19 protein-coding genes are annotated in these 19,221 nt (G+C 72.4%); 5 read left to right on the top strand and 14 right to left on the bottom strand.

What is annotated here, in order from left to right:
* Positions 1–11 precede the first annotated feature (11 nt).
* Positions 12–650 (bottom strand): TetR/AcrR family transcriptional regulator, encoded by a 639-nt coding sequence (locus K7C20_RS05495; RefSeq protein ID WP_053210544.1) that lies wholly within the window; start codon positions 648–650, stop codon positions 12–14.
* Between the two features lie 277 nt (positions 651–927).
* Here K7C20_RS05495 and K7C20_RS05490 point away from each other — a divergent pair, with 277 nt between their 5' ends.
* On the top strand, positions 928–1,233 hold the full coding sequence (locus tag K7C20_RS05490) for an SHOCT domain-containing protein (RefSeq protein WP_030089144.1): 306 nt from the start codon (positions 928–930) through the stop codon (positions 1,231–1,233).
* A gap of 34 nt (positions 1,234–1,267) precedes the next feature.
* On the opposite strand, the gene K7C20_RS05485 is transcribed toward K7C20_RS05490, so the two are convergent.
* Positions 1,268–1,738, bottom strand: a complete 471-nt coding sequence (locus K7C20_RS05485) for a YqeB family protein (RefSeq protein ID WP_457852751.1) — start codon at positions 1,736–1,738, stop codon at positions 1,268–1,270.
* On the opposite strand from K7C20_RS05485, the gene K7C20_RS05480 reads away from it, so the two are divergent.
* Complete coding sequence (locus K7C20_RS05480) at positions 1,715–2,287, top strand: TetR/AcrR family transcriptional regulator (protein ID WP_078953649.1); 573 nt, start codon at positions 1,715–1,717, stop codon at positions 2,285–2,287. The two genes, K7C20_RS05485 and K7C20_RS05480, sit on opposite strands and share 24 nt — an antisense overlap.
* A 115-nt stretch (positions 2,288–2,402) precedes the next feature.
* Here the strand turns inward: K7C20_RS05480 and K7C20_RS05475 are convergent, their stop codons facing one another.
* The 3 genes from K7C20_RS05475 to K7C20_RS05465 all read right to left on the bottom strand — a co-directional run bounded on the left by K7C20_RS05475 (position 2,403) and on the right by K7C20_RS05465 (position 4,066).
* Positions 2,403–2,909 carry a DUF1579 family protein gene (locus K7C20_RS05475; RefSeq protein ID WP_078953650.1) on the bottom strand — a complete coding sequence of 169 codons (507 nt, stop codon included), beginning with the start codon at positions 2,907–2,909 and terminating at the stop codon, positions 2,403–2,405.
* A gap of 187 nt (positions 2,910–3,096) precedes the next feature.
* Positions 3,097–3,603, bottom strand: a complete 507-nt coding sequence (locus K7C20_RS05470) for an ATP-binding protein (protein WP_053210537.1) — start codon at positions 3,601–3,603, stop codon at positions 3,097–3,099.
* A 175-nt stretch (positions 3,604–3,778) separates the two neighbouring features.
* Positions 3,779–4,066, bottom strand: coding sequence for a hypothetical protein (locus K7C20_RS05465; protein ID WP_030089151.1), 288 nt, complete (start codon positions 4,064–4,066; stop codon positions 3,779–3,781).
* 298 nt (positions 4,067–4,364) lie between these two features.
* Here K7C20_RS05465 and K7C20_RS05460 point away from each other — a divergent pair, with 298 nt between their 5' ends.
* Positions 4,365–5,462 carry a PLP-dependent cysteine synthase family protein gene (locus K7C20_RS05460; protein WP_053210545.1) on the top strand — a complete coding sequence of 366 codons (1,098 nt, stop codon included), beginning with the start codon at positions 4,365–4,367 and terminating at the stop codon, positions 5,460–5,462.
* A 34-nt stretch (positions 5,463–5,496) separates the two neighbouring features.
* On the opposite strand, the gene K7C20_RS05455 is transcribed toward K7C20_RS05460, so the two are convergent.
* Positions 5,497–5,970: an SRPBCC family protein gene (locus K7C20_RS05455; protein WP_030089157.1), complete on the bottom strand. Its 474-nt coding sequence runs from the start codon at positions 5,968–5,970 to the stop codon at positions 5,497–5,499.
* 63 nt (positions 5,971–6,033) lie between these two features.
* Positions 6,034–6,879, bottom strand: coding sequence for a DeoR/GlpR family DNA-binding transcription regulator (locus K7C20_RS05450; RefSeq protein ID WP_030089159.1), 846 nt, complete (start codon positions 6,877–6,879; stop codon positions 6,034–6,036).
* A gap of 742 nt (positions 6,880–7,621) precedes the next feature.
* Between K7C20_RS05450 and K7C20_RS05445 the strand changes: the two genes are divergently transcribed.
* The gene (locus K7C20_RS05445) at positions 7,622–10,066 is read left to right on the top strand and encodes a hypothetical protein (protein ID WP_063781284.1); all 2,445 of its coding nucleotides are present in this window, start codon (positions 7,622–7,624) and stop codon (positions 10,064–10,066) included.
* Here K7C20_RS05445 and K7C20_RS05440 read toward each other — a convergent pair.
* From K7C20_RS05440 to K7C20_RS05415, 6 genes are all read right to left on the bottom strand, one after another.
* Complete coding sequence (locus tag K7C20_RS05440) at positions 10,036–12,471, bottom strand: right-handed parallel beta-helix repeat-containing protein (protein WP_053209473.1); 2,436 nt, start codon at positions 12,469–12,471, stop codon at positions 10,036–10,038. The genes K7C20_RS05445 and K7C20_RS05440 overlap by 31 nt on opposite strands.
* A gap of 167 nt (positions 12,472–12,638) precedes the next feature.
* Entirely contained in the window at positions 12,639–13,241 is a 603-nt protein-coding gene (locus K7C20_RS05435; protein WP_030089168.1) for an Rv1733c family protein, read from the bottom strand.
* A 161-nt stretch (positions 13,242–13,402) separates the two neighbouring features.
* The gene (locus K7C20_RS05430; RefSeq protein WP_030089169.1) at positions 13,403–13,846 is read right to left on the bottom strand and encodes an ATP-binding protein; all 444 of its coding nucleotides are present in this window, start codon (positions 13,844–13,846) and stop codon (positions 13,403–13,405) included.
* Positions 13,840–14,730 carry an MEDS domain-containing protein gene (locus tag K7C20_RS05425; RefSeq protein WP_030089171.1) on the bottom strand — a complete coding sequence of 297 codons (891 nt, stop codon included), beginning with the start codon at positions 14,728–14,730 and terminating at the stop codon, positions 13,840–13,842. The genes K7C20_RS05430 and K7C20_RS05425 overlap by 7 nt, the downstream gene beginning before the upstream one ends.
* A gap of 143 nt (positions 14,731–14,873) precedes the next feature.
* Positions 14,874–15,698 (bottom strand): MOSC domain-containing protein, encoded by an 825-nt coding sequence (locus K7C20_RS05420; protein WP_030089173.1) that lies wholly within the window; start codon positions 15,696–15,698, stop codon positions 14,874–14,876.
* A 47-nt stretch (positions 15,699–15,745) separates the two neighbouring features.
* Positions 15,746–16,195, bottom strand: coding sequence for a DUF6643 family protein (locus K7C20_RS05415; RefSeq protein WP_030089175.1), 450 nt, complete (start codon positions 16,193–16,195; stop codon positions 15,746–15,748).
* Between the two features lie 246 nt (positions 16,196–16,441).
* Between K7C20_RS05415 and K7C20_RS05410 the strand changes: the two genes are divergently transcribed.
* Positions 16,442–17,860 (top strand): TerD family protein, encoded by a 1,419-nt coding sequence (locus K7C20_RS05410; protein WP_222892565.1) that lies wholly within the window; start codon positions 16,442–16,444, stop codon positions 17,858–17,860.
* 21 nt (positions 17,861–17,881) lie between these two features.
* On the opposite strand, the gene K7C20_RS05405 is transcribed toward K7C20_RS05410, so the two are convergent.
* Positions 17,882–19,030: a glycosyltransferase gene (locus K7C20_RS05405; RefSeq protein WP_053209475.1), complete on the bottom strand. Its 1,149-nt coding sequence runs from the start codon at positions 19,028–19,030 to the stop codon at positions 17,882–17,884.
* Positions 19,031–19,221: the final 191 nt, after the last annotated feature.

Below are 19,221 nucleotides of genomic sequence, written 5' to 3'. Positions count from 1 at the left end.
GGGAGGGGCACTCAGCCGGTGGTGCCCGTAGGGGGCGTGACCTGCGCGGCGAGCAGGGACAGCACGCCGCGTACGGCCGCGTCGAAGGGGGCGGTGTCATCGGCCGCGCGGGCCAGCACGTACCCGCCCTGGACGACGGCCGCGACGGTCGCCGCGGCGGCCGCCGGATCCAGCTCGGCGGCCATTTCGCCGCGGCGCCGCCCTTCGTCCAGGACCTCGGTGATCCGCCCCTGGAGCCAGCCGAACATCTCGTCCAGCGGCTGCCGCAGCTCGGGGCTGCGCACCACGTCGCGGTCCTGCGTCATCCGGCCGACCGGACAGCCGCGCAGCACCTGCCGCTCGCGCAGCAGATAGCCCGCGACCCGCTCGTACGCCGTACCGGGGGCGCTCAGGCACTCTTCGGCGCCCGCCTTCATGTCCTCGGCGGTGCGCCGGATCGCCGCCAGCGCGAGCGCGGACTTGCCGGCGAAATGGTGGTACATGCTGCCCTGGCCGACGCCCGCACGCTCCAGGATCGCCTTGGGGCTGGTGCCGACGTATCCGCGCTCCCACAGAAGCTCCTGGGTGCTCCGCACCAGGCGGTCCCGTGTGCCGCGTGTGTGGTCGGCGCCGGGTGGTTCCTGCCTGCCGAGCCGTTCCTGAGTGCTCATGATCGCACTGTACATACCAGTAGTTACAGAACTCAAGAGCGGTCCGGTGCAAGGCACACCGGCCCGCTCTTGAGCAGCCGCGCACCTGCCGCGTACTCCCGGCGGCGTACGGAAAGAGCCGCTGGCGGTACGACGACCGGCGGCCCCCACAGGACGAGGCTCGAAGAGGACCGGAACCACCCGGTCTTTCCCCCAGGCGGGGCCCCTTCGGCCCCGTCCATCCCACCCACCCCACCCACCCACCCCACCAACCCGTCTTACCGAGGAGCTGATGGCGATGTTCGAGCTTGCCGACCCCTGGACCGCCGGCGGCGGCCCCGGCCCCTGGATCCTGTTCGTCCCCGTCCTGTGGGCGCTGGTCGTCGTCGGCGTGGTGACGCTGCTGCGCCGCACCGGCCGGGGCCGGGGCGGACCCGGCGGGCAGTTCCGCGGCCCGCAGTACTCCGCCCGAACCGACGCACCCTCGCCCCTCGCCGTACTCGGCCGGCGCTTCGCCGCGGGCGAGATCGACGAGGAGGAGTACTGGCGCCGGCTCTCCGTACTGGAGGAGCACTTCGGTACCGGCCCCAAGGGCGTGGCATGACCGCTGCCTGTTCCACCGGGTCTCGGGCCGGCTCTCAGGCCGGGTCTGACTGCCGGCACGTCCGCCAGTACTGACGTCGCTTCTCGTCCCGCACGACCACACCGAGACGGGCCAGTTCCGCGCGAAGCTCTCGCACGTCATCGCCGGACCGGCCCTTCTTCTCCAGGGCCACTTGGCGGGCCTTGAGGAAGGCGTCGGCGGCGTCCGGCAGTTCGGGAGCGTCCGGGACCCAGCGGCGGAACTCGCCCTTGTGCGGACCGGCGGCCGCCCACGCATAGCCGTGCTCGGTGAACGCGTCGGCAAGGCGGCCGCCGTCCATATCGCACTCCTCGCACGCGAGTTCCCCTCCGCCGTGGCCGAGCAGGAGCAGATGCTTGCCATCCCGGCACGCGGTGGCGATGGCGTCGTGCCGGAACGTCTGGTTGCGGCCCTTGCGGGTGAGCACCACGCCGTCGTCCGTCAGGCGGATGACCAACTCCTCATGCTGCACGACGAATCCGACCACCAGGCCCGCCACCGAACCCGCAAGGCCGCCGGCATGAGCGCGGGCAACCTGTTTCACTACTTCCGCAGCAAGCGCGCCATCTTTCACGCCGTCTTCGCGGACGACGAGCCCGAAGACGGCGTCGCCACCAAGTCCGAGCGCCTCGCTGCCGCTCGTGCCGCTGACGACCCGTGGGCCGCGCTGCTCGACACCGTCGACCTCCTGGCAGGCCCCGCCGCGGAGCCACTGCTCCCGGCCCTCGTCATGGAGGCGATGACCCAGGCCCACCGCGAGCCCGAACTCGAAGCGCTGCTGAGCCGTGACAACGACGAGAAGCGCGCCACCGTCACCACCCTGCTGCGGAAGGCGTCCGCGAGCGGCCGGATCGACCCCACCCTGGACCCGGACGAGACCGCTGCCTGGGTCATGGCACTCATCGCCGCCCTCTACACCAGCGCCGCCACCGATCCCTCGTTCCGCCCGGCCGACCAACTCCCCACCCTGCGCCTGATCCTCCACCGATTCCTACGCCCCCACGCCGCCCCGGTGCCGGAGGGGCCGATGCCGTAGGCCGGACGCCCGGCGCACAGCGATCGCGTACGGCCCGGAGCTACGGCCTGGCGGGGCGGCCGGCAGCGGCTTCGGGAGCAGACGCGGAGCTCCACGCCCAGCCGGCCGGGCGTGCTCAGGCGACTTTGATGAGAGTGACCTTCATGGAGGGCCGGTAGGTCGTTCCGTCATCGGTGCGCTCGTGCAGGACGGTCTGGACGCGGTGGTTGTCGCTGAACTCCACGGTGGAACGAGTGGTGTCGCCTTGGTAGGTCCACGTGTTGCCATGTGCCACCAGGCTGCTGACGGTCACGTTGCCCTGGCTGTCGAAGAAGTGCGACCTGTAGTCGCCGCTCGTCTCGTCGTACCCGATGATCTCCATGCCGCCGACACCGAACTCGCCGATGCGCCCGTATGCCGAATGGACGAGGAAGAACCCACCAGGAGCCCACTCGTACACGTCGGATGTCGTGATCGCCGATCCGGGGCTTCCGTCGTCGTTGATCATGTGGCCTTCGTTGATCCATTTCCCCACCCACGCGTCGAGCGCATCGTGCTGGGGCCCCCGCCCGGATCCCTGACTGTCGGCGTGCTCCGCCCCCCGGTTGACTGCCACCACTCGTGGCCTCGTCTCCTCCGTCATGTCCGCTCCTCTTGCCTGCTCCCCTTGCGGCGGGGAGGGTCCCCCGTCGCACTTCGGTCGTGGGCCCGGTCTCGGGCGGCGACCTCTTGAGGGTTGCAGAGGGGTGTGACAGGTCAGGTCCGGTGAAGTGGGTGTGCTGAGGGCGGCGCGTAGGGCAGGGCGGCGCGCGGGCCGGCCGACCGTCTCGTCAGCCCACCCTCGTGCCCCGTATCCGGGGGCGCGGACCGGCTGCCGTGCCGGTGTCGTCCCGCGGCGGGGGCTCCCGGAAGCCACGGACCGTACGGACCTCTTCGGGGGCGGTGGTCAGGGCCGGAAGAGTGAACCACACGACCTTGCCGCTGCCGTCGGGGCGCATCCCCCAGCTCTCGCTGAGCGCCGCGATCAGGGCCAGGCCGCGACCACAGGTGTCCCAGCTGTCGGCGACCCTGATCCGGGGCAGCCGGGGGTCCTCGTCGTGCACCGAGACCGTCAACTGATCCAGGAGGACGCACAGTTCCACGGTGCACTGTTTGCTGGGACGGGCGTGCCGGTGGACGTTGGCGAGGAGTTCGGTCACCCCGAGCGCCGCAGGGTCTATCAGGGCGTCGAGACGCCAGTACCGCAGCTGCGCGGAGACGATTCTGCGCACATGTCCGATGCGAGCCGGGACGGCTTGGAGCTCCACCGTGCAGTGCCTGCTGGGCTGCCTGATCACGACCGCGACTCCCTGATGAGGTCGGGCGCCCCTCTCACCGGGCAGGGGCGAAGATCGGATCCAGCGATGCCGACTGCACCACAGCGTCACCGCTGGTGAACCCTCAGTGATACGAGTCCAGGGTCATGCAGCCGGTACGCTCCCGCAACCGCACCTCGCCGTCCGGAGGGGGCCGTCAGGGGTGCGGCGGACGCGCCGCCTCCAGGGCCTTGAAGAACAGCTCCGGGGTGCCCAGGGTGAGCGAATAGCGGTGGCCGTTGAGCGTGGCGAGTGCCCGGTCCCGCGCCGCGAACAGCGGTTTATGCGCCTGTACGGCCTGTAGCGGGGCGCTGTCGATCTCCGTGCCGTAGCTGGTCAGCAGCGCCAGTCTGCCGTCTCTGATGACGACCTGTCCGGCGCGGGTCAATGACCGCAGCCACCGCTCGATCCGTACGCCGGTCGCGTTGAACTCGGCCTCCGCCATGCCGGCACCTCCTCGGTGAGACGGGCAGCTGCCCTCCACCGCCCCTTGAAGGGAAGTCTGCCGGTGCGGCGCCCGGTGCACCAGTGCCCCCCAGGGCGTGCACGGCGCACAACAGCCCGGCCCCACGACCTCCTTGGGGTATCCCAAAGCGATGTTTATGCAGGTGAGAAGGGTGCGGCGGGTGGCTATAGTCGGAATCGGCCCGCCGTTGTGCGCGGGCTTCCGAACCCTGAGGAGCGCGCCGGTGAGCACCGCACAGCAGCCGCAGAGCCGGCCCGACCACGAGGCCGGGACGCCGATGCCGACCGTCGATGTCGACCGTACGGATCCGGCCTACCGAAGCTGGCTCAAAGAAGCAGTCCGCAAGGTCCAGGCGGATGCCAACCGCACCGCCGACACCCACCTCCTGCGCTTCCCGCTGCCCGAGAAGTGGGGCATCGACCTCTACCTCAAGGACGAGTCGACACATCCCACCGGAAGCCTCAAGCACCGGCTGGCCCGCTCGCTGTTCCTCTACGGGCTGTGCAACGGCTGGATCCGCCCCGGGAAGCCCGTCATCGAGTCCTCCAGCGGCTCCACGGCCGTGTCCGAGGCGTACTTCGCCTCGCTGATCGGGGTGCCGTTCATCGCGGTGATGCCGGCCACCACCAGCCGCGAGAAGACCCGGCTGATCGAGTTCCACGGCGGCACCTGCCATCTGGTGCAGGACCCGCGGACCGTCTACGAGGTCTCCGCCCGGCTCGCCGCCGAGTCCGGCGGCCACTACATGGACCAGTTCACCTACGCGGAACGGGCCACCGACTGGCGCGGCAACAACAACATCGCCGAGTCGATCTACCAGCAGCTGCGGCTCGAACGCTATCCCGAGCCCGCCTGGATCGTGGCGACCGCGGGCACCGGCGGCACCTCCGCGACCATCGCCCGCTACGTCCACTACATGCAGTACGACACCCGTGTCTGTGTCCCCGACCCGGAGAACTCCTGTTTCTTCGACGGCTGGCTCACCGGCGACGCGAAGACCGACTGTGCCACCGCCTCCCGCATCGAGGGCATCGGACGGCCCCGTATGGAACCGAGCTTCGTACCCGGCGCGATAGACCGGATGATGAAGGTGCCGGACGCGGCCAGCATCGCCGCCGTACGCGCCCTGGAGGCCGCGATCGGCCGCAAGGCGGGCGGCTCGACCGGCACGGGGCTGTGGAGCGCCTTGAAGATCGTCGCGGAGATGGTCGCCGAGGGCCGCCGGGGATCGATCGTCACCCTGCTGTGCGACCCCGGCGACCGCTACCTCGACAAGTACTACTCCGACGACTGGCTGGCCTCCCAGGGCCTGGACATCACGCCCTACGCGCGCACCCTCGAGGAGTTCCTGGCCACCGGCTCCTGGCCGGCCTGAGCCCTTGGGCCCGCCCGCGCGGCCCGGCCCCGCCTCAGGTCTTGGCGAGCCTGCGGTCCAGGGCCTTCGCCGACTCCCGGAAGGCGCGGCCCAGGCCGGGCCTGGCCAGCGTCAGCAAAAAACGGAACGGCGCCGGGCCGTCCGCCGCGAACGTCCACCGCAGCCGGGTGCCGCCGCCCGCCGGCGCCAGCCGCCAGTCCTCGACCAGGGCCCGCATGCCGGGGGCGTTGGTGGTGTCGACCCGGTAGGCGTAGCGCAGGCCGGGCTCGGCCGCCAGGACCGTCTCCGTGAAGCGGGTGCCACCGGTCAGCCGCACCTCCCGGCCGTTGCCGTCGTGCGTCGAAGCCGACCGCGCCACGCCCGTGAACCAGCATGACCAGCCCGCCACATCGTCCGCCAGCGCCGGATACACCGCCTCCGGTGGCGCGGCGACCTCCGCGGCGAACACCAGCCGCAGCGGGGCGGATGCGACGAAGTCGAGCTCGACGGGGCGGAGTCGGCGTGCCATGGGACGAGCACCCCCTACGGGACGGGCGGCGGGCCTGAGCGGCTCACCATAGCTGGCGGCCCGTCAGATGTCTGCGTCCTCACGCCGTTCGCCCGCCACCACCAGCTCAGGCGGCAGCTCGGCGAACTCCGCTCGCGCCTCGGCGGACAGCCCGGCATCCGTCACCAGGACCTCCACCTGATCCAGCGTCGCGAACGAACTCAGGCCGACCGTGCCCCACTTGGTGTGATCGGCGACCACCACCACCCGGCGCGCGGAGCGCACGAAATGCCGGTTGGTCTCCGCCTCCGCCAGATTCGGTGTCGACAGCCCCGCCTCCACCGATATGCCGTGCACCCCGAGGAAGAGCACATCGAAGTGCAGCGACCGGATCGCGGCATCCGCCACCGGGCCCACCAGAGTGTCCGAAGGTGTACGCACCCCGCCGGTCAGCACCACGGTCGCGGCGCCCGCGCGGGGGCCCGCGCCGCCGCTGGCCGCCGCCCGCTGCGCCCCGTAGAACACATCGGCCACCCGCACCGAATTCGTCACGACCGTCAGATCCGGCACATCGAGCAGCTGCTGGGCCAGCGCGAACGCGGTCGTGCCGCCCGCCAGCGCGATCGCGCTGCCCGGCGCCGCCATCTCGGCCGCCGCCTTGGCGATGTCCTCCTTGGCGCTCAGCTCCAGCCCCGACTTCGCCTCGAAACCGGGTTCGTGCGCGCTCGGCTCGCTGACCGGCACCGCGCCGCCGTGCACCTTCTCCACCATGCCCTGACGGGCCAGCGCGTCCAGATCGCGACGGACCGTCATGTCCGACACGTTCAGCTTGCGGGTGAGTTCATTGACCCGCACCCCGCCGCGCCGCCTGATCTCGTCGAGAATCAGGGCACGCCGCTGCTCCGCGAGGAGGTTCTGGTTGTCGCTCACCCCGGCCCGTCCCTTCCGCCCCGGCTTGCTGTGTCGGGTCGTACGCGCTGGCTGCCGCCTGCGATCACTGGTGCCCTCATCCTCGCACGAGGCGCTGACAGTGATGCTGGTGACGGGAGAAGTGTTTGCTGGTGGAGGTGGGGTGGGGCGGCTCGGTGGGGCGGGCGGGAAGGTTCGCGGTGCCGGGTGGGGAGTGTCTCCCGGCCCGGTGGGGAGGGTCCGGGTGGGGAGCGTCCGCCGTCGCGGGTGGGGAGCGCCCCCGCCCCCGCCTTCGTCGGTGCTGAGCGTCCGCTGTCGCCGGTGGGAAGCGTCCGCCTTCGCCGGTGGGGAAGCGCCCGCCTTCGCGGGTGGGAGCGTCCGTCGTCGCGCCTGGGGAGCGTCTGGCGTCGCCGGTAGGGAGGTTCGCTGTCGCCAGAGGGGCGCGCCCGCCGTCGAACCGTCGCCGGTGCGAGGCTGCCGCTGGTTGCTCCCCCGCCCCCTCCCCCTCTCCCCCTTCGGGGGAGGGGGCGGGGGTGGGTTCGGGGGTGGGGGGCGCCGGGCGACGCGCAGGTACACACCCGAGGGACGACACCCGGAGTACGACACCCCGGGTACAACTCTCGAAGTACAACACCCGAAGTACACACCGCGGGGTGGGTGCTGGATGTACTTCTGTGGGGAAAGGACAATCCTGGGGGCGTCGCACCGCACACGCCGCACGGACAACGTGTCACGACTCTGGGCACGACTACGGGGGACAACAGTGGAGACCGCGGACCCGACACCGCACGCGCGCTCAACCGACCGTGAAAGCACAGCAGATGGGCCACCGGCCGCCGCCCCGCAGCTCTCCCTGGAGCTGCTGGTGCACGGCGTCGGCGGTACCACCGCACAGGAGATGCTCGGCGACCCGCGCGTCCAGCTGATCACCGGCGACGACACCGCCGCCTGCTACCGCCGCACCGAGGACGCGGACGCCGAGCAGCGGCCCGACGACTACCGCGGCGAGCCGGTCCGCGAGGCGTACTGCTGGTCCAACCTCACCTCGGGCAACGGAGCCCGCGCCCTGTGGCTGCTCCTGGTGCCCTTCATGGTCGTCAACCTCGCCCACTGGATGCGCCCGGCCGCACCGCCCGAGCATCCTGCCCAGCGGATCTACGACCTTCTGGTGCGCATCCTCGCCCTCACCCTCACCGTCCTGCTCGCCGCCGCGGCCTGCGAGGTCGCCCTCGATCTGACGGCCTGGCAGTGCGCCGGCACCACCGTCTGCTCCGCCGGCAAATCCTGGATGGGCTTCCTCAGCCCCGACAACTCCGGCTGGTGGAGCGCCCCGGGCCGCCGCCTCGCGCTCGCGTCCATGGTGCCGCTGCTCGTCATCGGGTTCCTGTGGTCGCTCTCGCGCCGCACCTGGAGCGCCTACGAATCCGCCTCCCCGCCGCCGCGGCTGCCCGGCACCTCCCGCGACACCCCGGTCGCCGAACGCACCGCGCTCAGCCTGGACGGCTTCTGGTACGGCCGCCGGCTGGTCGCCCGGCTGCGCGCCGCCCACACCACGGCCGGCGTACTGACCATCGCCGCCGTACTCCTCGCGGCGGGCGCACAGGCCGACGGGCGCGACGGCGGCGACACCGCCCTCGCGATCCTCGGCCGGGCCCTGACCGCCCTGGTCATCCTGCTCGCCGCGGCCACCGTGGTGGTCGTCTGGCGCACCGCCCGCAGCGAGGCCGCGCCGGACGACGAGTCCGACCATCTGGTCGTGAGGGTGCTGCCGTTCGCCTCCCTCGGCGTGCTGGCGCTGATCGTCGTGCACACCGGCTGGGCGCGCCCCGGAGCCCCCAGCCACGGCCCCCTGCCCGGTGCCGGTGCCTTCGGCGGTATCGCCGTCTTCCAGGGCCTGCTGGTCCTCGCGCTGGCGCTGACCGCCTGGGTCCTTCAGCGCGCCGCCCGTGACGACGCCCGCACCGCCCTGCGCGGCATGGGCGGTCCCGCCGTCGCCCTGCTGGCGTGCGCGGTCGGCGGGGTGCTGTCCGGGGGAGTGGCCCAGCGCTTCGCGGACTGGCTGGACGGCGGGGCGACCCCCGGCCAGGACCACGCTCCCATCCCCGGGCCGCCGGTGCTGCTGTCCTGGCAGGCCTCGGTCATCCCCGTCCTGCTGGTCGTCGTCGCGGTCGTCGTCGTGCTCGCCGCCGTCCGCGTGGTGATCGTCCGTGACCGGGTGGCCAAGGACGTCCCCGGGCTGTACGACCCGCGCGAGCGCCCCGACGGGCGGCGTACGAAGCGGATCGCCGCCACCATCGCCGGCGCCGGACTCACCGATTCCGCACCGGTCCTGGTGGCGGCCACCGCCGCCGTCACCCTCGTCCTCGGGGCCGGCGCGGTGGCCGGGGCCTGGCTCAGCGACCGGGCGCCGGGCCGTGCCACCGAAGGCGCACCGCCGGTCGTGCACGCCGCCGCCGAGACCGCGGAAGCCCTGGGCTCCTGGCTGATGGGCGCCGGCGTCATACTGCTGATCACCATGGGCCGGCGCGCCTACCGCGACCACTCGGCCCGCCGCACCATCGGCATCCTCTGGGACGTCGGTACGTTCTGGCCGCGCGCCGCCCACCCCTTCGCACCGCCCTGCTACGCCGAGCGCGCCGTGCCCGACCTCACCTGGCGGATGGCCACCTGGACCGAGCGGTTCGACGGCCGGCTGGTGCTCTCCGGGCACTCCCAGGGCAGTGTGCTGGCGGCCGCCGCCGTCTGGCAGCTGGACCTGGTCACCCGCAGCCGCGTCGCCCTGCTGACGTACGGCAGCCCCCTGGAACGGCTCTACGGACGCTGGTTCCCCGCCTTCTTCGGGCCGCCCGCGCTGACCGGCCTGCACCGCGAGATGGACGACTGGCGCAATCTGTGGCGCTTCACCGACCCCATCGGCGGCCCGATCCGGCTCACCTGCGAGGACGGCCGCCGGATCGACGAGGGTCCGCTGCGCGACCCGCTCGCCTTCGGCCGCTCCCTGCAGAACCCGCTGCCCGCCCAGATCCTGGGACACGGCGACTACCACGCCGACCCGGTCTTCGGCAGGGTGCGTGCCGAGCTGATCGCCCGGCTCGGCCCGGACCTGCCGGGACAGCGGCCCGCCGATGACTGCTCGGGCCGCCGCGCTGCCGGCGACCGCTCCGACGACCGTCCCGCTCAGGGGAGTTCGGGCAGATCTTCCGGATAGAGCAGACTCAGGTCGTCGGTGCTGGGGGCGGTCAGCTGGGCCACCCGGCCCGCGTGCCGCTCCACCATCGCCTCGAACGTCTGGCGTGCGGTACGGCCGTTGCCGAACGACGGGCCCTTGGGCAGTGCCGTGAAGTACTTCAGGAGCCCTTCGCCGGTCCCCTCGGCGAGGCGGTACTCATGCTCCTCGCCCTGCTGCTCCACGATCCGCAGCAGCTCTTCGGGCGCATAGTCGCCAAAGGTGATGGTCCGGGAGAAACGGGACGCCACACCGGGGTTGACCGCCAGGAAGCGCTCCATCTCGGCGGTGTAGCCCGCCACGATCACCACCACCGCTTCCCGGTGGTCCTCCATCAGCTTCACGAGGGTGTCGATGGCCTCCTTCCCGAAGTCCCGTCCGGAGTCCTCGGGGGAGAGGGCGTACGCCTCGTCGATGAACAGCACGCCACCGCGCGCCCGGTCGAACGCCTCCTGGGTGCGGATCGCCGTCGACCCGATGTGCTCGCCCACCAGGTCCACCCGGGACACCTCGACCAGATGCCCGCGCTCCAGCACCGCCAGGGAGGCCAGGATTTCGCCGTAGAGCCGCGCCACGGTCGTCTTGCCGGTGCCGGGGGAGCCGGTGAACACCAGATGGCGGCGTACCGAAGCGGCCTTGAGCCCCGCCTCCCGGCGCCGGCGTCCCACCTCGATCATGTTGATCAGGCTGCGCACCTCGCGCTTGACGCTCTCCAGCCCCACGAGGGTGTCCAGTTCGCCCAGCACCTCGTCGGAGGGCCGGCTGCTGACGGCCGGTTCCGCGGCTGCCGCGGTGTCCGGCGCGGGACTCTGTGCCGGGACGTTGCCCAGCAGCCCGGCCGTCTGCGTCACCTGCTGCGCCGCGGGGCTCGTCACCGCCCCGGCGGCCGGCGTCTGTACGGCGCGGCTCTCGTCGCTGGTGCAGTCCTGGACCGTCGGCCCGTCGCCCGCTCCCGCACCGCCCTCGGCGAACTCGTAGCCGCCGCGCGCACACCGCTCCGTACGGCACCGCGTCAGCGCCGTACGGCAGCCGTCGATCACATGGAAGCCGAACCCCGAACTCCCGGTGACCCGGCAGCCCTGGAAGGTGCCGCGGCCCTCGGCGGAGACGTAGAACCCGGCCTCGGTGGGCGAACTGACCGTGCAGCCCTCGATGGTGGGGTCTGCGCCCTTGGTGACGATCACCCCGGTCTGCGCACCGTCGATGGTGCAGTTGGCGAGCGTGCCGCCGCTGCCGTGGTCGCGGAACCACGCACCGGTCGCGGCCTCCCGGATCCGGCAGTCGTCGAGCTGCACGGTCGCCCCGTCGCTGACCGACACCGCGGTGTTGCGGACCTGCGAGATGTCGCAGTCCACGACGTCGGCGCGGGAGCCCCGGTCCAGCACGAACAGTGCGTCGGGCACATCGTGCATCCGGGTCGAGTCCAGGACGGCGGTGGCGCCGTCGCTGACCCACACCGCCGGATAGTCGCCCGTACTGTCGTGGATCTCGCACTGGTTGGCGTCCACGCGGGTGCCCGGGTCCCATACGGACAGACCGTTGCGCCCGAAGTGCCGCACCGTGCTGCGGGTCAGCGTCAGCACCGAACGCGACCGCAGATCGACGGCGTTCTCCGGGATGTCGTGAATGTCGCAGTCGGCGAGCGTCAGCACCGCGTCGGTGTCCAGGGTGACACCGTCGGCGGAGGTGCGGTGCACCGTGCAGTCCGTGAGGTGGCCGGTGGCCCGTGCGGCCACCTGGATCCCCGCGCCCTTGATCTCGTACAGCTCGCAGCCCACCGCCTCGACCGCGCTGCCCTCGCCGTTGACCGACAGGCCGGCGCCCGACGCATGGTGGATCCGGCAGTTCTCCAGCCGCGGATGCGCACCGCCGCGCACCGCCACGCCGGTCTGCCCGGCGGCCACCACCTCGCACTCCTCGAAGACGCCGCCGGCGCCGTCCAGGACGCTGATGCCCACCCCGCCCGCGTTGTCGACCGTGCAGCGGCGCACCGTGGGACGGGCGCCGCCGCGGACCTCGATGCCGGACGCGGACCGGGTCACCACCCGCAGGCCCGACAGCTCCGGGGCGCCGTCCTCCACCAGCAGCGCGGGCGAGGTCGAATCCGTCGCCTCCAGATGCAGATCGTGGACGGTGGCCGAGGCCCGTACCGTCAGCGCCACACCGTCGGCCGGGGCGATCCGCACCGAACCGCGTGCGCCGTCCGGGCCGCGCAGCGTCACCGCGCGCACCAGCACCAGATTCTCGCGGTACGTACCCGCCGGGACGGTCAGCACATCACCGTCCCCGGCGGCCTCCAGGGCGGCGGCGAGCGAGCTGTACTCCCCGGTGCGGCGCCGCCAGCGCGACGTTCCGGAGTGCGTCACCTGGACCGAGCCCTGTGCCATGGTGCTGTCGTGCCCCCACTTCGTGCGGCTGTTGTCGGCCCGGCACCATCCGTCCGCGGATGTCCGTATTCCGGTCTGCGAGGCCCCAGCCGAGAGGCTGGCGCCACCACCGTAGCGCGCCCGGCGGGCGGCAGTTGACACGGTCAGCCGCCTCGAAAGGCAGGCTTTCAACTCCCTGCGCCGGCCCGGCCCCAGTCCTGGCCCGCGCGCTCCCACTCCTCGTCCCAGCGGCGGAAGCGACGCACCATCAGCTGCCAGACGACCAGCCGCCGGGCGCCTTCGATCATCATGCCGACCCCGGCCGCGGTGCCCAGACCGGCCAGCACGGCATGCGTACCCGCCGTGCCGGCGTCCATCGGCCGCGGCGCCACCCGGCCCCGGTCGTCCGTCCAGATCCGGAACCGCTCGCCGGTCTCCACCGGCCGCGGCGCGGCGAGCTGTCCGACGTGCGCGCTGCCGTCGCGGGCCGTCCAGCGGGCGATGACCCGGCGGTGTGCATCGCGCTGGGAGGAGGTCTCCGGATCGGAGTCGAGCGGGGCCCGGGAGACCAGCCGGTCGACCGTGACCCACTCCAGATGCCGCTGCTGGTGCTGTATCCGTACGGTCGCCAGCAGCGCGCCGTGTGCGGCCCGTCCGGCGAGCCAGCCCACGGAGGTCGCCCCGAGGGCGATCAGAAGGGCGGCGACGAGCGCCGTCCAGGCCTCGAGCCGATCGGTCCGGCGCCGCAGCGGATTGTGCCGCCAGCGCCATACGCCCTTCATCGCTCGCATCGGTGCCCCCTCTCCGTGTCTGTGGATACCTCATCGCGGGTGGTCCATGCGAGAGTTCTGCGAAGAGAGAGCAACTTCATGGCGTACAAAGAGCGACAACCGGACGTTTCGAGCAGGTCCGGGACTGTCGGGGGACTCCCCGCCGGACCGGTCCCGCGCCGTCAGTGCAGCCGTACCGTCACCGTCACCACGGCGCCCGTCATGCCCGTACCGGGAGCCCCCACGGCCACCGCGAACCGGTCGGCCACCAGGCGTGCCAGCCACAGCCCGCGCCCCTTCGGAGCGCCGTCCAGGCCCGGCAGCAGCTCGGGGATCACGTCCTCGCTGAACCCCGGACCCGCATCGCTGATCCGGCACTCCAGCTCCTCGCCGACCCGGCGCAGCACCAGCCGTCCCGAACCACCGCCGTGCTCCACGGCGTTCCCCGCGATCTCGTCCACGGCGAGCACGAATTCGCCGCGCCGCGGCTCGCAGAGGCCCTCACGGGCCGCGCACTCCTCGACGAGCAGTCGTAACTGAGGCAGCAGCCGGGCGGTGAAGCGCCGCTGCAGCAGCCGGCGGCCCGACTCCTGGTCCGGCACCTCGGCCGGATCGGGGCTCACCACGGCCGCACCACCTCCGTCAGCGTCAGCCGGGGCACCGTCCCGGCGCCCAGCCGCCGCAGCATCCGGTGCTGCCCGCGGTCGCAGCGCACCTCGACCAGATCGTGGCACGCGGCGCAGCGGACCAGGGTGAGCAGGGTGACGGCGCAACCGACCGACAGGAAGTGCAGCCGGGCCAGATCGACGCCGAGCCGCCGGGACGGGGCCGTCTGCGCCAGGGCGATCTCCAGCGATCTGCCGAACGCGGTCCGGTTCGCGGCGTCCGCCTCGCCGATGAAGCACAGCGCGCCGTCCGGGGCGCGCCGCGACCGCAGGCTGCCCAGCCGCTCCAGGAGCGCGCGCGGATGCGCCCGTTCCATGGCGGTGAGCACCGCGCCGTCGAACCGGCGGCGGTCGTAGGCGCAGATCTCGGTGTACGGCCGGCCGCTGAAGAGCGCCTGCGCACCGGTCTCACGGCACGCCATCACCCCGACGTCCGCGCCGAGCGCACGCACCCAGCCCATGTCGATGAACGCCCGCAGGCCCGCATACCCCTCGGCAGTCGCCCGGTCCGTCTCCGCGTACAGCCGGCCCATCTGGCGCGCGGCGGTGAACTCCGTGTCCGGCCGGATCACCGCACGCATACTGCTCACCACCAACTGGCCCCGCTCGCGCGCCGAAACCGTGCTGCGGCTGGGGAAGTCGAGCCTGGCCAGTACCTCGTCCTCGGGCACCTCGGGGCACGGCAGGACCATCACCTTCTCGCCGTGGGCCAGCCCGAGCCGTACGAATGCCGTGACGACCTCCCAGCGCACCTCGTCATCGCCGTAACTCACAAAGGCGTGGTCCCCGGGCCGCAGATGCTGGACGGGAAGGAGACGGTCGCACCCGGTGTCCCTCACAGACATCGGCACCCAGCTCTCTGTCGTCCGTCGGCCGCTCCCGTCGGCGGCGCCGGGCGTGCACCGCGGACAGCTGGTCACCGGTCCGCGGCGGCCCGCACGCCGCGAGCACCCACGGCGCGACCACGGCGAAGGGCCGCGCCGGCCCGTCAGCCGAGTATCTCGAACGGGTCGCCGATACGGATCGTGCCGACCCCGCGAGGGATCAGATTCTGGCCGAAGACCAGCTGGTCACCGAAGCGGCGATGCCGGGCGAGCGTGCGCAGCGGTTCCTTGCCGCGCTCGGCGGTGCGCTGGTCGGTGGTGGTGACCACGCAGCGGGAGCAGGGCTTGGCCACCTCGAAGACGACCTCGCCGATGCGGACCCGCTGCCAGTCGTCCTCCGCCCAGGGCGCGGTGCCGTCCACCACCACATTGGGCCGGAAACGGTTCATGGGCAGCGGCCCCTCGTCGGCATGGTCGCCCTGCGCGATGAGGGAGTTGAGGGCGTCCAGCGACGAGGTGGTCGTCAGCAGCAGCGGGAAGCCGTCGGCGAAACTGACCGTCTCACCGGGCAGGGAGAACTCCGGGTCGATGGGCCGGCGCTTCTCCGGGGCGTCGAGATACACCAGCCGGCACTCGACGCCGAGATACCCGCTGAACCATTCGTCGGCCGCCCGGCCCACGGGCACCGCCTCGACCTCGTCCTTCCAGACCTCGACCGTGATCGTCTCCCCGGAAGCCGGCACCTCGACCGTCAACGGCTTCCTTCCGGGCGCGGTGAGCCCGAGGCCACCGCCCGGCAGCCCCTCGGCACGCGCCAACGCCAGCGTCCGCTGCTGCCGTTGCGTGATCTGCCTGCACTCGGCGTCCACCAGCAGCCAGCGTCGGTCCCCGGCGAGCCCCCACGGCTCCACGACCGCCTCGCCGGGACCGGACCCCGCAATGGATTTGACCGGGTAGAGATGGATCGACTGGAGCGCAGGCTTCGGCATGCGTTCCATCCTGCCAGCAGCCTCGGACAGTTGGTCGTTCGCCCAGGTCAGTACCCGCGCGGGTACTGCCGGCCGTACGGGTCGTCGTACGGCGTGGCAGGCCGCGGCGCGACCGGAGCGGCCGGCCGCATCGCTTCATACCCCGTGCCCATGGGCGGGCGCTGGGGCTGCTGCTGTTGCTGGGACGGGTAGCCGCGGACACCGGCCTGCTGCGGGATGTACGGCGCCGGGGCCTGCTGCAACGGGGCGACCGGCTGCGCGGCCGCTCCCGGGTAACCCTGGGTGGGCGACTGATGGGAGGGCGCGGCCGGAAGTGCCGGCAGCGCCGAGGGCAGCGCCGGCATATAGGACGAACCCGTCTCGTAAGGGGAGGGGTTCACCCGGATCGGGGCGATCTGCGGCGTACCACGTTCGGCGACGAGGCTGTCGTAGATCGGGGTGTCCGGGAAGGAAGGCGAAGCGTAGTAGCCGCCGTAGGTAGAGCGGGGGGAGGTCATGCCTCATAAGTTAAGCCCACGATGTGCCGATTGGGGAGCCTGCAAAGAGGGTTGTTTTGCGTGTTCGGAGCGGCCGTGGATCGCCAATGTGAGCGAAGTTGTGGAAATCGGTCGCGATCGCCCGTAGGGATCGTGTAAAGACCTCGCTTCTCGCAGGTGAACGGGGGGCGTTCGGAGACGTTCGGGCCAAGTAGGTTGGGGGTGCCACCAGTGACGGGGCACGACGGACAAGAGGAAGGCGCAGCGATGCCGATGCTCAAGGGCAGCAACGTTCCGGTCCCGGCCCCGGCGGTCCGGGTGGAACTGGGCTGGCAAACGGCCCCGGGGGCGCCGGACGTGGATGCCTCCGCCCTGCTCCTGGTGTCCGGAAAGGTCCGCGACGACGGAGACTTCGTCTTCTACAACCAGGCCGCGCACGCCTCCGGTGCCGTACGCCATGAAGGCAAGCGCCCGGCCGGCGGCGCGATGACCGACAGCCTCACCGTCGCCCTGGACTCCGTCGAACCCGCCGTCGACAAGGTGGTGCTGGCCGCCTCCGCCGACGGCGGCACCTTCGGGAGCGTCCTCGGGCTGCACATCCGGGTGCTGGACGCGGCGAGCGGCGCCGAGATCGCCCGCTTCCACAGCCAGGACGCCGGCGCCGAGACCGCCTTCGTGCTCGGTGAGCTCTACCGCCGCCAGGGTGCCTGGAAGTTCCGCGCGGTGGGGCAGGGGTACGCCACCGGGCTCGCCGGCCTGGCCACCGACTTCGGCATCAGCGTCGAGGAGCCGGCGCCGCCGCAGCCCGCGCCGCCCGCCCCGGCCCCCGCCGCCCCCGCTCCGCCGCCCCCGCCGTCGGCCATGCCCACCCCGCCGCCCGCCGCACCCCCGGCGCTCGCCGCTCCGACGGCGCCGCCGCCCATGGCACCCGCGCCCCCGTTCCCGGCCGGGCAGCCGGCGGCCTCCGTGCCACCGTCTCCGGGGCAGCCCGCGCCCACCCCGGCGCCTCCTCCCGTTCGTCTGACAAAAGTCACCCTCACGAAGGACGCCCCTGCCGTCTCCTTGACGAAGCAGGGTGGCACCTCCGGGGCGATGCGGGTGAACCTCAACTGGAACAGCGGCACGGCAGGCAAGCGGCTGGGCAAGAAGCTCGGCTTCAAGGCGATGCAGGCCATGGGTGCCCGCGGCGCACTGCTGCCCCCGTCCGGCGAGCTCGACCTCGACCTGTGCGCGCTGTACGAACTCACCGACGGCGCCGCCGGTGTGATCCACCCGCTCGGCAACAACTTCGGCGCCCTGCACGCCCCGCCGTACATCCAGCTCGACGGCGACGACCGCACCGGTGCCGTCGCCGCCGGCGAGAACATGACCATCAACCTCGACCACCAGGCGCGCATCAGGCGCATCCTGATCTTCGTCACCGTCTACGCGGGAGCCCGCAGCTTCGAGGGCCTGAGCGCGACCGTCACCCTCCAGCCGCAGCACGGCGCCCCCGTCGAGTTCGCGCTCGACGCCTGCACGGTGCCCTCCAAGGTCTGCGCGCTGGCCCTGATCACCAACACGGGCAGCGAACTCGTCGTCCAGCGCGAGGCCCGCTACCTCGTCCCCGAGCCGGGCGTCAGCCCGCAGCGCACCATCGACAAGGCTTACGGATGGGGCCTGGACTGGTCACCGGCCCGCAAGTGAGGGCAGCACCGGGGGCGCCGCTCAGGGCGCCGGGTACGTCCGCCCTTTCCATGCCGCACCGCGCCCCCGGTAGTGCTGTACCGCCGAATCCACGGTCATCAGCAGATACAGCAGCGCGGTGAAGGGCAGCAGCGGCGCCGCCCACGGCGGCTGCCCGTAGTAGCGCAGCATCGGCAGATACGTCCCGCACATCACCGCCCAGGCCGCCCCGCCCAGCGTGGCGACCGCCGTGTCGCCGTCCGCCAGTCCGGCCGCCAGCGCGACGGGCGGCACCAGATACACCAGCGCGAGACCGAGGACGGTGCCGAGCAGCAGCAGGGGCCGGTGCCGCAGTTGGGCGTAGGCACTGCGCGAGACCATCCGCCACAGCTCGGCCGGCCGCGGATACGGCCGCACGCTGTCCACCCGGTCCGCGAGCCCCAGCCAGATCGTGCCGCCGGAGCGCTTCACCGCTCGCGCCAGCGTCACATCGTCGATCACCGCATGCCGGATCGCGTCCGGGATACCCGCCCGCTCCGCGGCCTCCCGCCGCAGCAGCACACAGCCCCCGGCCGCCGCCGCGGTCCGCGCCCCGGGACGGTTGACCCACCGGAAGGGATACAGCTGTCCGAAGAAGTAGACGAAGGCCGGCACGATCAGCCGCTCCCAGAACGTCACCGCCCGCAGCCGCGCCATCTGCGACACCAGATCCAGTCCCGCCGACCGGGCCGCCGCCACCAACTCCCGCAGGCTGTCGGGATCGTGCGCGATATCCGCGTCGGTCAGCAGCAGATACTCCGGCGCGACGCGCTCTTGCGCCAGTGCGATCCCGTGCCGTAAGGCCCAGAGCTTGCCCGTCCACCCGGGCTCCGGCTCGCCGGGTGCGGACACCGTCAGCGGCAGCCCGCCGCGCGCGGCCGCCAGCTCCCGGGCCAGCGCACCGGTCCCGTCCGTACTGCCGTCGTCGACCAGGAACACCTCGGCCCGGCCCGGGTACTTCTGCCCGAGCAGCGACGGCAGGCTGTCCGGAAGCACCCCGGCCTCGTCCCGCGCCGGGACCACCACCGCGACCGTCGGCCAGCGCTCCGGATCGCGGCGGTCCGGCAGCCGTACGTCCGTCCGCCAGAAGAAGCCCTGCCCCAGCAACAGCCACACCCAGGCCAGCAGGGACCCGGCACCGCTCCACTCCATCGCTCCCACGGCCGCAGTCTGCCGCACCACATCCGGCATGCACCGGCGATCGAGGGGGTGTCCCGGAAACGGGACGGAAGCGGCCGGTACGCGAGGAACGGACCGGGACGCTGCCCGTCGGTGCCGTGCGCCCGCGGCCGCGGTGGGCACCCGTCCGTCCCGCCCGGTATGACAAGCCGGACGCGCGGCTG

The organism is Streptomyces decoyicus (assembly GCF_019880305.1).
GTDB lineage: Bacteria > Actinomycetota > Actinomycetes > Streptomycetales > Streptomycetaceae > Streptomyces > Streptomyces decoyicus.
The sequence above is the reverse complement of the archived record's forward strand: the minus strand, read 5'-3'. Positions and strand labels throughout refer to the sequence as shown.